Annotated in this window: 5 protein-coding genes, 3 tRNA genes, 3 rRNA genes, 1 pseudogene and 1 CRISPR repeat array (1 of these 13 cut by a window edge); of the genes and pseudogenes, 5 read left to right on the top strand and 7 right to left on the bottom strand. The window is 53.5% G+C overall.

Translation table 11 applies throughout. The annotated features are described in order from the left end of the window. A CRISPR array of direct repeats spans window positions 1-1544; the repeat unit is 35 nt; unit sequence GTTTGACCCTCTTTGAAGGGAAAAGGTGCTGAAAC (it extends 705 nt beyond the left edge of the window). A 409-nt stretch (window positions 1545-1953) separates the two neighbouring features. Further along, window positions 1954-2026 (bottom strand) — tRNA-Met (locus HCG48_RS17275). 241 nt (window positions 2027-2267) lie between these two features. Here HCG48_RS17275 and HCG48_RS17270 point away from each other — a divergent pair. The 5 genes from HCG48_RS17270 (at window position 2268) to HCG48_RS17250 (ending at window position 7221) form a co-directional block, all read left to right on the top strand. After that, on the top strand, window positions 2268-2834 hold the full coding sequence (locus tag HCG48_RS17270; RefSeq protein WP_168570253.1) for a sigma-70 family RNA polymerase sigma factor: 567 nt from the start codon (window positions 2268-2270) through the stop codon (window positions 2832-2834). Further along, window positions 2831-3193: a hypothetical protein gene (locus HCG48_RS17265; RefSeq protein ID WP_168570252.1), complete on the top strand. Its 363-nt coding sequence runs from the start codon at window positions 2831-2833 to the stop codon at window positions 3191-3193. The genes HCG48_RS17270 and HCG48_RS17265 overlap by 4 nt, the downstream gene beginning before the upstream one ends. 52 nt (window positions 3194-3245) lie before the next feature. Next, window positions 3246-3797 carry a Spy/CpxP family protein refolding chaperone gene (locus HCG48_RS17260; RefSeq protein WP_168570251.1) on the top strand — a complete coding sequence of 184 codons (552 nt, stop codon included), beginning with the start codon at window positions 3246-3248 and terminating at the stop codon, window positions 3795-3797. Window positions 3798-3921: 124 nt separating this feature from the next. Next, the gene (locus HCG48_RS17255; RefSeq protein WP_168570250.1) at window positions 3922-5655 is read left to right on the top strand and encodes an ABC transporter ATP-binding protein; all 1734 of its coding nucleotides are present in this window, start codon (window positions 3922-3924) and stop codon (window positions 5653-5655) included. Between the two features lie 99 nt (window positions 5656-5754). Next, window positions 5755-7221 carry a sensor histidine kinase gene (locus tag HCG48_RS17250; RefSeq protein ID WP_168570249.1) on the top strand — a complete coding sequence of 489 codons (1467 nt, stop codon included), beginning with the start codon at window positions 5755-5757 and terminating at the stop codon, window positions 7219-7221. Between the two features lie 46 nt (window positions 7222-7267). Here HCG48_RS17250 and HCG48_RS17245 read toward each other — a convergent pair. The 6 genes and pseudogenes from HCG48_RS17245 to HCG48_RS17220 all read right to left on the bottom strand — a co-directional run. Beyond that, a pseudogene (locus tag HCG48_RS17245) lies at window positions 7268-7468 on the bottom strand (IS701 family transposase); the annotation flags it as partial. Window positions 7469-7631: 163 nt separating this feature from the next. After that, window positions 7632-7749 (bottom strand): 5S ribosomal RNA (rrf, locus tag HCG48_RS17240). Between the two features lie 53 nt (window positions 7750-7802). Next, window positions 7803-10691, bottom strand: a 23S ribosomal RNA gene (locus HCG48_RS17235). A 168-nt stretch (window positions 10692-10859) separates the two neighbouring features. Continuing rightward, window positions 10860-10935, bottom strand: a tRNA-Ala gene (locus tag HCG48_RS17230). 12 nt (window positions 10936-10947) lie between these two features. Continuing rightward, window positions 10948-11021 (bottom strand) — tRNA-Ile (locus HCG48_RS17225). Window positions 11022-11152: 131 nt separating this feature from the next. Beyond that, window positions 11153-12642, bottom strand: a 16S ribosomal RNA gene (locus HCG48_RS17220). Together the 16S, 23S and 5S rRNA genes with 2 tRNA genes alongside form the textbook arrangement of a ribosomal RNA operon. Window positions 12643-12923: the final 281 nt, after the last annotated feature.

Genomic DNA, 12923 nt, shown 5'->3' with positions numbered 1-12923 from the left:
GTACACTCCTACGTATACGTAGCTGGAGCCACGTTTGACCCTCTTTGAAGGGAAAAGGTGCTGAAACTTTTTTGGGAAGACCAACTAACTCAGACAGCTGGCTCGAAACTGTTTGACCCTCTTTGAAGGGAAAAGGTGCTGAAACTGGTGCGGTCCATTTGGGACCAGATAACCTCTTTAGGAATGTTTGACCCTCTTTGAAGGGAAAAGGTGCTGAAACTTGCGGGTTCCCGGACATGCCGGGCCCTAACAAAAAGTTTGACCCTCTTTGAAGGGAAAAGGTGCTGAAACATTTTGCGGACCCGTGTACCGTAAAGTCGAGCCACTTGTTTGACCCTCTTTGAAGGGAAAAGGTGCTGAAACCCCCTCCTCGCCCTGTGAAGGGGCCGACTTGGACCCCGTTTGACCCTCTTTGAAGGGAAAAGGTGCTGAAACGGGGGAGTCCCCCGGATAATCAAATCTAAGGCTGCGACGGGTTTGACCCTCTTTGAAGGGAAAAGGTGCTGAAACACTCCGTCTGTGTCACGGAGTTCCCACTCAGTGCAGACGTTTGACCCTCTTTGAAGGGAAAAGGTGCTGAAACTGTTCGCAGTTCGGGGGCCAGCCCGGTTCCAGGGGTTCGCCCCACGTTTGACCCTCTTTGAAGGGAAAAGGTGCTGAAACTTATTGTCTTGGATACGGTACCGCACATATCGTGCGGTATCGCGTTTGACCCTCTTTGAAGGGAAAAGGTGCTGAAACAAATCCGGTATCTTTCTGCAATCCGACTGTCAAACTCTTGTGTTGTCTAGGTTCGGGTTTGACCCTCTTTGAAGGGAAAAGGTGCTGAAACTAGAATCTTTGCGCTCTCTTCCTCGCAAACTAGGTTTGACCCTCTTTGAAGGGAAAAGGTGCTGAAACCCTCATAAAAAGCGTAATGAATTCCGCCTACATAGTTTGACCCTCTTTGAAGGGAAAAGGTGCTGAAACCAGGGGTGGGGATAAAAAGAAGAAGAAGAAACAAGTTTGACCCTCTTTGAAGGGAAAAGGTGCTGAAACGAAGGAAAAAAGAAAAGAAAAAAACAAAAAGAAAAACGTTTGACCCTCTTTGAAGGGAAAAGGTGCTGAAACGAGTGCCACCTAAGCCTTGAATAGCAGAAAGACCATTTGTTTGACCCTCTTTGAAGGGAAAAGGTGCTGAAACAAAGATCGTTAAAAGGTCTTCGCGATTTTCCACGGTTGTTTGACCCTCTTTGAAGGGAAAAGGTGCTGAAACTTTCATCGCCGCGATAAAGCTTGATGTTGTAATTCAAGTTTGACCCTCTTTGAAGGGAAAAGGTGCTGAAACACTGGACCGGCTCCCCCCACTTTTTACAGACTTTAAATCGTTTGACCCTCTTTGAAGGGAAAAGGTGCTGAAACGAGTTGTTTCCAACCCAAGCAAATACGGAAAAATCTTTGTTTGACCCTCTTTGAAGGGAAAAGGTGCTGAAACGACGGAAAGATCTTTTTTCCTGCAAATGATCTCTGGTTTGACCCTCTTTGAAGGGAAAAGGTGCTGAAACTATTTCTACCTGTGTTAACAACAGAGGCACGACAGGGACATCAATGCAGCAATCAATATCAGAAATGAAGGCTTGCGGATATTGGACTGAAGTCAGTGGGTCTACTGCTCTCGGAGGGAATGTAAGACCAAAGGGAGGCAGGCGAAAGTCTACCCTCCTAGAGGCGGTTCCCGGTGAAGAGAGAAGCCCGCGCTCTATTGCGTAGCAATGAGCGTCGGGTACTTCACTCATTGACGTGAACTACAGCTATTGAATCGGAGATTGCAATAGCGGCTTCCTACCCAACAGATTACCCAATCCTAGATTTCTTGTGTCCTCTACGGTTCGGTCTTACATCCCGACAGTAGGCTTTACCCTTTGAATGACGGGTTCCTTAGAGGATGAAGGGCTGAAAGCCTTATGGAGTGGATGGCTCAGGCGGGATTTGAACCTGCGACCTTGGGCTTATGAGTCCCCTGCTCTAACCACTGAGCTACTGAGCCGTGCGATGGGCGCTTTTTTGGCGCGCATTTCTTATCTTAGCAGATTTGTTTGAGATGTCTAGCCCTCAAGGCAATTTTTTTCGATTTGGAGAATTTAAAATCTTGAGAACCCAGTTCCTGTAAGGTTTTGAGGGGTTTCGAGCAAAAATTTAACCGATCGCCTTGAACCGTTTCGAGGGAGGGTCTGTCTAAACCTACAGAAAATCACAAAAGCGCCAGGGAAAAACCATAGGGGTTAACCGTGCCGACCGAAGCAACCGAAACCGATGCCGAGTTAGTGACTCGATGTCAGGAAGGCGATCGCGCTAGCTTTCGCCAACTGTATCGACGCTATCACGGTAAAGTCCGCTCGACCCTTTACCCATTATGTGGGTTGAGCAATATCGATGACTTAGTGCAAGAGGTTTTTCTCAGAGCTTGGAAAGGCTTACCCAAACTCAAACAACCCGCGCATTTCGGAACGTGGCTGTATCGCATCAGTTGGAACGTGGCGAGCGATCGCCGTCAGGCTTATGCCAAACAACACCAAAAACAGGAACGTCTCATCGGTACTTTACCCGATCGCGACCGCGCGGGTTCCCCAGAAACCGACTTGATGACCTTACACTACCAAGATTTAGTCAAACGCGGACTCTCCCATCTCAGTTTCGACCACCGCAGCGTCCTCGTACTCCACGACTTGGAAGATGTACCCCAAAAGGCGATCGCCGAAATCTTACAAATTCCCGTCGGTACGGTCAAATCCCGTTTGTTTCACGCGCGCAGTGCCATGCGGAAATTTCTCGAAGGGGAAGGAGTGCAATTATGAATCAACCCAACGATCCCGATCGCCGTCTCGTCCAATTTCTGCGGGAATATGCCCCGGACGTGCCACCTCCTTCTCCGGAATTAGAAGATCGCACGATCGACGCCCTCGACGGCCCCCACCCCATCGCCGTGAATCGCGCCAAATTACGCCAATTACGCCCCTTGTGGCTCGTTCCCGTGGGGATTGCTGCGGGACTGGTCGTGGTCTGGAACGGTACGCGATCGCCGATCCCTCCCCAACCGAGTGCCGAAGAACTCGCCCAACTCGAAACCTATATGGAAACCACTTGGGACGGGGTACTCGGCGAAACTTCCCTCACCGAAAGTTCCGATTGGTTCTTCCCAGAAGCAAGCGAATAAGCCGCGCATCAAAACAGACCACCGTTTAATCATACATTTAGAGGATGACACCATGAAAGGCAGAATGCATCGTCGTCAACTGTGTGCCTTAACCGCTTTAAGCGTCCTACTCGGTACGACGGCAGCTTACGCCGCGCCCCCAGAATTCGGCAATCCTGAAATCGTCGCCCAGCGTCCCGGCGGTCCCGGTCGCGGTCGCGGACAAGGGGGACAGCGTTGGATCGAACAGCTCGATCTCAGTCAAGACCAACAGCAACGCATTCAACAAATCCGCGATCGCTACCGCAGCGAAGCTGAAAGCACCTACACACAAATGATGCAATTGCGTCAAGAAATGCAAGACCTGATGGTGGGTAATGGATCCGACAGTCAATTACGATCCAAACACGACGAAATGATGAAACTTCACCAACGGATGGGTGAATTGCGTTTCGACCAAATGCTAGAGATTCGCGCAGTATTGAGTGCCGAACAACGACAACAATGGGCGCAACAGATGCAACAACGGCATCAAAACCGGGGCAACCGCCAGGGAAACCGTCCTGGAAATGGCCGGGGAATGGGACCCGGAGGCGGTATGGATGACGATTTCTTCGGTGAATAGGGACTGAGATCGGCTCGTTTAGGGCGATCGCCGCCACTTACCCCGCTATCTTCAAACCACTGTCCGAGTTCTCAATACCAACATTTGAAGATAGATTAAAAGGAGTATTTGGCAACCATCAACCTTGATTCGCTCTAGTTACGGGCTGCTGCTGCCCTACCTCAAACCCCAATGGAAAACGATCGCCCAGGCGCTGGCTTGCACCCTGGGCTTTACCGCATTCTGGCCGATTTTAGCCCGTTTGGCGGGGGATATGGCCGCCTCCATCGGTGCGGGAGATGTGGCGACGATCGCCCAACTCGCCGGATCGGCGGCAGTGGTCTTTCTCGTGCGCGGTGCGGTGCAGTACGGTCAAGACGCACTGATGGCTAAAGCGGCTTTGGCGATCGCCCTCGACCTGCGCCAACGCGTTTACGCGCACTTACTGCACTTGAGTTTGGGCTACTTCAGCCATACCCAAACCGGAGACCTCTCCTATCGCCTCACCGAAGATATCGATCGCATCGGCGAAGTCATTAACAAAATCTTCCACCAATTTGTCCCTTGCATCCTGCAACTGATCGTCGTCTTCAGTTACATGATCTATCTCAACTGGCAACTGACCCTCGCCAGTTCGATTGTTGCCCCCTTAATGGCCCTGTCGATCGCCTGGTTTGGCGAAAAATTGCGGGTCTTTTCCCATAACAGTCAGTCCCGCATTGCCGACCTGTCGGCGATCGTCACCGAAGTTTTCGGCGGAATTCGCCTCGTGCAAGCCTTTTGCGCCGAAGACTACACCCTCGATCGCTTTCGTCAAGCGGCAGAACGCAACCGTCAAGCCCGATTCAGCGCCGAACAGCTCAAAGCGATTCAATTTCCCGTGGTCGGCTTTCTCGAAGCGTTGAGTGTTTTACTTTTATTTTTCCTCGGCGGCTGGCAAATTGCTCAAAATAACCTCACGGGCAGTGAATTTGTCAGTTACGTGGCGGCGGTGGCGCTGTCGATCGACCCGATCGCGATTACCACGAGTAATTATAACGAGTTCAAACAAGGGGAAGCCTCTGTCGAACGGGTGTTCGAGTTGCTCTCCCGACAACCGGAGGTCACCGATAAACCGGGGGCGATCGCCCTTCCTCCGGTGAAAGGTCGGATCGAGTATCGCGACGTTACTTTTTCCTATCACGGCAAAGGTCCCTACCCCCGTCCGGTGTTGCAAGAGATCGATTTAACCGTGAGTCCCGGAGAGGCGATCGCCCTGGTCGGGCCCTCCGGCGCCGGCAAAAGCACCTTAGTGAACCTGCTACCGCGTTTTTACGACGTGCAAAGCGGACAAGTGGCGATCGATGGCATCGACGTCAAAAGCGTGACTCTCGCCAGTTTGCGCCGTCAGATCGCGATCGTCCCTCAAGAGACGAAATTGTTTACCGGGACGATCGCCGAAAATATTGCCTTCGGACAACTCGACTACGACCTCGATCGCGTCGAAGCGGCGGCGAAAATTGCCAACGCCCACGAGTTTATCACCCAAATGAGTGAAGGGTATCGCAGTTGGGTCGGCGAAGGGGGGGTTAATTTATCCGGAGGACAGCGACAACGGATCGCGATCGCCCGGGCGGTCCTGCTCGATCCGACGATTTTAATTCTCGACGAAGCGACTTCCGCCCTCGATTCGGAATCGGAAGGGGCGATTCAGGAAGCGTTGGATCGGTTGATGCAAGGGCGGACGGTGTTGATTATCGCCCATCGGTTAACGACGGTTCGGCGATGCGATCGCATTGTCGTTCTCGAAAACGGACAAATTCTCGAATCGGGCACTCACGGCGAATTATTGGCTCAAGAGGGACGTTACGCCCAATTTCATGCGCAGCAGTTTTATTGAGGGACTCGTCGTTCCGATGGTCGATTGCCCCCATGTGCAATTCTCAGTCCGCTCTCAGAATCTTTCACTACCCTGGGAAGTGATGCCTCGATCGCTGCCATGACTCTGATTCGCCGATGGATTGCACGACCCGTGCATTGGTTACCGAAATTCGATCCCCATTCCCTGCAAATCCGCTTGACGGTGGGAATGGCGCTCGTTTCCGCGTTGGGGATCGGCACCTTGGCGATCGCCACGAGTTGGCAAATGCAGCGTCAGTTAGTGGCGACACACAAACAGACAATTAAGTATATTTTCGATCGCTTCGATCGCGATGTCATGCACTACAGCGAGCGCAATCCGGCTGAAAAGGGCTTGCAGCCCGCGATCGACAGTCTCAGCGCCGATCGCGTGCTGCTGTGGGTGAAGCGACCGGACGGGGCGATCGCCGCCCAATCGATGCCCTTAAGCGGGCGCGACGACGACACCAGCAAAGGTTTGCTAGGGTTACCCGCCAGACAAATGATGCCGCAAGTGAGCGAGATCGGCGGTCGGTTTTGGGTGTGGTGTAGCGGCCCGTTGACGGTGAAGGGAACCCATTTGGGACAGCTATACATTGCTGCGGATATTACCGAGGATCGGGGAATCTTGGAGGGGTTGATTCGCACTTTAGCCTTGGCGAGTGGGGCGGCGATCGTGGCGATGACCGTGGCAATCGCGCTCTACGTGAGGCGATCGCTACGTCCGGTTCTCGAAATCGGGCAACTCGCCGACCGCATCTCCGTTCGCGAACTGGATACGGCCCGGATCCAACTGCAAAACGCGCCGTCGGAGGTGCGCCAACTGGCGCAAACCTGCAATACGATGCTCGATCGCCTCGCCCAATCTTGGGAACAACAACGGCAATTTGTCAGTAATGTTTCTCACGAACTGAGAACGCCGTTAACCCTGGTGTCCGGATATCTACAAAGTACCTTGCGACGGGCGACGAACTTGAGCGAACCTCAACGCGAAGCCCTCGAAATTGCCGCCAGCGAAGCGGAAAGAACGATTCAATTATTGCAAGATCTGCTCGATCTGGCGCGGGCCGATCGCGGTTACCTGCACTTTCAACTCGAACCGCTTTTAATCGTCGATTTAGTCGCCGAAGTCGTAGAAATGGCGAAACAATATAGCCATCGGGAGATCGCGATCGTCTGTGGGGAGGACTTGCTCGAAGCCAGTGCCGATCGCAACCGACTCAAACAGGTGTTACTCAATTTAATCGATAATGCGGTGAAATATTCGCCGTCGGATACGGAAATTAAAGTCGGGGTGCGATCGTTCGGCGATCGGGCGATCGTCGAAATCTGCGATCGTGGTGTCGGGATTCCCCTCGCCCAACAAGGCCGAATTTTCGAGCGATTCTACCGGGTAGACGAAGCGCGATCGCGTAGCGTCTCCCCAGGAGAATCGCTCGCCACAGGCGGTACCGGATTGGGTTTATCGATCGTCAAAACCTTAGTCGAAGGGATGGGAGGGACGGTCACCGTCCGCTCGAAACCCGGCGAAGGGAGTACATTTGGGGTGATCTTACAACGAGATTGACAGTCCGATGCCCGGTTTGAGTTGCTAAACTAACGTCAGTTAACGCATAAAAGTCAAAGCGGTTGTACACTACTCCCACCGAGTCGTTTGCCATCTGAGTTATGTTTTTTCGCTCGCTTTCTCCGAGTAATCCTCCCAAATAGTGTCTAAACCCCTTTTTTTGGGCTTAGGTTTTGAAGTCGGGGTCGAAACGCTTGCACCACTTCTCAAAGCAGGGTGGCATGGCGGCTGGGGTGGTCTCTCTCATGGGGATGCTCTCCACCTTAAATCCTTGTCAGTCAAGGGTTTTGCTTTTATTTTACCTTTTTTACCGTTTAAGTACTGTTAGAGACTATTTATAAAGAAAATACCACCTCACTCCAAACAACAAAACCCCCACACAGAAGTGCAGGGGTTTTATCTAAGAAAGAACCGGGCAGCGAGCTATTGTCCCAGGAGGCAACCCTCCAAGTATCGTGGCCGTACTTGAGTTTCACAACCGAGTTCGGGAAGGGATCGGAGTGGGGCCTCAAGGCCATAGGCACCCGGAAAGAGAGAGAAGGAAAAACCTTCAAAAAAGCAAAGACAACCAAGAGAGAAAAGAGGTCAAGCGCTCGGTCGGTTAGTACGTCTCGGCTACATCCCTTGCAGGACTTCCACCTAACGCCTATCAACGGGTAATCTGCCCGGGACCTTACTGGATTAACTCCACCAGAGCACTCATCTTGAGGTGGGCTTCCCACTTAGATGCTTTCAGCGGTTATCCACGCCACACATGGCTACCCTGCGTCTACCGTTGGCACGATAACAGGTACACCAGCGGTGTGTCCCTCCCGGTCCTCTCGTACTAAGGAGGGCGCCTCTCAATGCTCTTACGCCTGCACCGGATATGGACCGAACTGTCTCACGACGTTCTGAACCCAGCTCACGTACCGCTTTAATGGGCGAACAGCCCAACCCTTGGGACGTACTTCCGCCCCAGGTTGCGATGAGCCGACATCGAGGTGCCAAACCTCCCCGTCGATGTGAACTCTTGGGGGAGATCAGCCTGTTATCCCTAGAGTAACTTTTATCCGTTGAGCGACGGCCCTTCCACTCGGAACCGTCGGATCACTAAGGCCGACTTTCGTCCCTGCTCGACTTGTAGGTCTCGCAGTCAAGCTCCCTTGTGCCTTTACACTCGACGGCTGATTTCCAACCAGCCTGAGGGAACCTTTGCGCGCCTCCGTTACCTTTTAGGAGGCGACCGCCCCAGTCAAACTGCCCACCTGAAACGGTTCCTCCCCCCGCTGAGGGGTCGAGGTTAGACTTCTAGCTTCGCCAGAGTGGTATCTCAGTGATGGCTCCAGTTTCCCCGCAAGGAAACCTTCCACGCCTCCCACCTATGCTGCGCAAGCGAAGCCCGAAGCCAATTCCAGGCTACAGTAAAGCTTCATAGGGTCTTTCTGTCCAGGTGCAGGGAGTCCGTATCTTCACAGACAATCCTATTTCGCCGAGCCTCTCTCCGAGACAGCGCCCAGATCGTTACGCCTTTCGTGCGGGTCGGAACTTACCCGACAAGGAATTTCGCTACCTTAGGACCGTTATAGTTACGGCCGCCGTTCACCGGGGCTTCGGTCGCCAGCTTTACCCCGCAGGGCTGACCGACTTCCTTAACCTTCCGGCACTGGGCAGGCGTCAGCCTCCATACAGCGTCTTGCGACTTGGCGGAGACCTGTGTTTTTGGTAAACAGTCGCCTGGGCCTCTTCACTGCGACCCCCCATCAGGGGGCACCCCTTCTCCCGAAGTTACGGGGCCATTTTGCCGAGTTCCTTAGAGAGAGTTAGCTCGCGCCCCTCGGTTTTCTCAACCTCCCTACCTGTGTCGGTTTCGGGTACAGGGAATTGAAGCTTATGGCGGTTGGGGCTTTTCTTGGAAGTTCGATCTGTACCACTTCGACCTCGTAAGGTCTCGTACTCGTGCCTTAACTCCCAACGTTTTCGCCGTCGGTCTTCGTCTCGAACACTTGAACCGGTAACCAACTTCCGGCTGGTCTCGACCCACTCCGTCCTCCCGCGCCAACTCCAATCCGTACGGGAATGTTCACCCGTTGTCCATCGACTACGCCTTTCGGCCTCGCCTTAGGTCCTGACTAACCCTCCGCGGACGAACCTGCCGGAGGAACCCTTAGGGTTTCGGGGCATTGGATTCTCACCAATGTTTGCGCTACTCAAGCCGACATTCTCACTTCCCCGACGTCCACACCTGCTCTCGCTAGTGCTTCTCCCGTCGGGGAACGCTCCCCTACCAACGATTGCTCGTTCCACAGCTTCGGTAGACCGCTTAGCCCCGTTCATTTTCGGCGCCAGAGCGCTTGACCAGTGAGCTATTACGCACTCTTTCAAGGGTGGCTGCTTCTAGGCCAACCTCCTGGTTGTCTGTGCACTCTCACCTCCTTAATCACTGAGCGGTCATTTGGGGACCTTAGCTGGTGGTCTGGGCTGTTTCCCTTTCGACGATGAAGCTTATCCCCCACCGTCTCACTGGTCGCTTTCTTGACGAGTATTCTGAGTTTGTCTCGATTTGGTACCGCTCTCGCAGCCCGCACCGAAACAGTGCTTTACCCCTCGTCATCATCTTCGACCGCTGCGCCTCAACGCATTTCGGGGAGAACCAGCTAGCTCCGGGTTCGATTGGCATTTCACCCCTAACCACACCTCATCCGCCGATTTTTCAACATCGGTCGGTTCGGACCTCCACTTGGTGTTACCCAAGCTTCATCCTGGACATGGTTAGATCACCCGGGTTCGGGTCTATTAAACGAGACTGTTTACGCCCTGTTCGGACTCGCTTTCGCTCGGGCTGCGGCTCTTTCGGCCTTAACCTAGCCTCGTCTAATAACTCGCCGGCTCATTCTTCAACAGGCACGCGGTCAGACGTTTAATCGTCCTCCCACTGCTTGTAGGCTAACGGGTTCAGGTTCTATTTCACTCCCCTGCTCGGGGTTCTTTTCACCTTTCCCTCACGGTACTGTTTCGCTATCGGTCACGTCGGAGTATTTAGCCTTACGAGGTGGTCCTCGCTGATTCACACGGAATTCCACGGGCTCCGTGCTACTCGGGATTCGGCTGAGGCGTTGGCGGTTTCGACTACGGGACTTTCACCCCCTCTGGTGCGGTATTCAGCCGCTTCGTCTACTGCCTCTACTCTCGTTGTTGCCGTCCCACGACCCCGATGACTTAATGTCTTCGGTTTAGGCTGTTCCCGCTTCGCTCGCCGCTACTGAGGGAATCGATTTTTCTTTCTGTTCCTCTGGTTACTAAGATGTTTCAGTTCGCCAGGTTCGCTCGTTCCCATCTATGGATTCGATGGGTCGTGCTTGGGGTTGCCCCATTCGGAGACCTCCGGCTCGATGCTTGTTTCCAGCTCCCCGGAGCGTTTCGTCGGTCACCACGTCCTTCTTCGCCTCGACGTGCCTAGGGATCCACCGTTAGCCCTTTGTAGCTTGACCACTTTTGGCTTGTTCTAGGATTTTTTTCCCTATGCTTTTCTCTTGGTGTCTATGCTTTTTTCAAGGTTCTTTGCTGGGTTTCAATCCAGCATTCCGTTTCTCTACTTGTAGATGACGGGTGCTGTGTTGAATTCGCTTTGAGCTAACTTAATCTTTGAACTCGATGGTTGGTGGAGGTAAGCGGACTCGAACCGCTGGCATCTGCCTTGCAAAGGCAGCGCTCTACCCACTGAGCTATACCCCCTCCGGTTCTAGGTGGGCCATCCTGGACTCGAACCAGGGACCTCACCCTTATCAGGGGTGCGCTCTAACCACCTGAGCTAATAGCCCTCGCTGCGAACCGCACTAAGAGTTTGACAGTCTTTTTCTGATTTTCCTTCTCTAACCTCGACCGACCTCGGGATTCTCTGGTTTTGGGGGGTCTTGATTGCCTCTCCCTTTTCCAAAGTTGGGTCTCCCTTAAAGGAGGTGATCCAGCCACACCTTCCGGTACGGCTACCTTGTTACGACTTCACCCCAGTCATCAGCCCGGCCTTCGGCATCCCCCTCCTCGTAAGGTTAGGGTAATGACTTCGGGCCTGGCCAACTTCCATGGTGTGACGGGCGGTGTGTACAAGGCCCGGGAACGTATTCACCGCCGTATGCTGACCGGCGATTACTAGCGATTCCTCCTTCATGCAGGCGAGTTGCAGCCTGCAATCCGAACTGGGGCAAGGTTTTCGAGATTCGCTTGCACTTGCGTACTTGCTGCTCTCTGTCCTTCCCATTGTAGTACGTGTGTAGCCCAGGACGTAAGGGGCATGCTGACTTGACGTCATCCCCACCTTCCTCCGGTTTGTCACCGGCAGTCTCCCTAGAGTTCCCATCTTACTGCTGGCAACTAAGGACGAGGGTTGCGCTCGTTGCGGGACTTAACCCAACATCTCACGACACGAGCTGACGACAGCCATGCACCACCTGTGTTCGCGCTCCCTAAGGCACCCCCAGGTTTCCCCGGGGTTCGCGACATGTCAAGCCCTGGTAAGGTTCTTCGCGTTGCATCGAATTAAACCACATACTCCACCGCTTGTGCGGGCCCCCGTCAATTCCTTTGAGTTTCACACTTGCGTGCGTACTCCCCAGGCGGGAGACTTAACGCGTTAGCTCCGGCACGGCCCGGGTCGATACAGGCCACACCTAGTCTCCATCGTTTACAGCTAGGACTACAGGGGTATCTAATCCCTTTCGCTCCCCTAGCTTTCGTCCCTCAGTGTCAGTTTCGGCCTAGCAGAGCGCTTTCGCCACCGGTGTTCTTCCCAATCTCTACGCATTTCACCGCTACACTGGGAATTCCCTCTGCCCCTACCGTACTCTAGCTGTTCAGTTTCCACAGCCTTTTCGGGGTTGAGCCCCGACCTTTGACTGCAGACTTGAACCGCCACCTGCGGACCCTTTACGCCCAATAATTCCGGATAACGCTTGCCTCCTCCGTCTTACCGCGGCTGCTGGCACGGAGTTAGCCGAGGCTTTTTCCTCGGGTACCGTCAGTTCTTCTTCCCCGAGAAAAGGAGTTTACAACCCAAGGGCCTTCCTCCCCCACGCGGTCTTGCTCCGTCAGGCTTTCGCCCATTGCGGAAAATTCCCCACTGCTGCCTCCCGTAGGAGTCTGGGCCGTGTCTCAGTCCCAGTGTGGCTGCTCGTCCTCTCAGACCAGCTACCGATCGTTGCCTTGGTAGGCTTTTACCCTCCCAACTAGCTAATCGGACGCGAGCTCTTCTGTAGGCGGTTTCCTTTTTACCTCTCGGCTTATTGGGTATTAGCTGTCGTTTCCAACAGTTATCCCCATCCTTCAGGTAGATTCTCACGCGTTACTCACCCGTCCGCCACTGACTTCCGAGGAAGTCCGTTCGACTTGCATGTGTTAAGCAGACCGCCAGCGTTCATCCTGAGCCAGGATCAAACTCTCCGTGTTATCCTCTTCTTTTCAGAAAAGAATTGAAGAGCTGATTTCGCTCTTGTTTTTGAGGTCTGAAAACAGACCTCTGTTTTAGTTTCTTTTGACGAGGTTGTTGTCGGTCAATCCGACTGTCAAACTCTTGTGTTGTCTAGGTTCGGTCGCTTGCTCGCGGCGCGCTGCCGCTCTCAAGCGCTTTACTAATCTAGCAACCCCCTCTTTCTCTGTCAACCCTTTTTGGGAAAAAATTTTTTCGGGGGGTTTTGGGGGCTGATTTCTCTTGCCTTGAGGGACATTTG

This window comes from Oxynema aestuarii AP17 (assembly GCF_012295525.1).
In the GTDB taxonomy this organism is placed as follows: domain Bacteria; phylum Cyanobacteriota; class Cyanobacteriia; order Cyanobacteriales; family Laspinemataceae; genus Oxynema; species Oxynema aestuarii.
The sequence above is the reverse complement of the archived record's forward strand: the minus strand, read 5'-3'. Positions and strand labels throughout refer to the sequence as shown.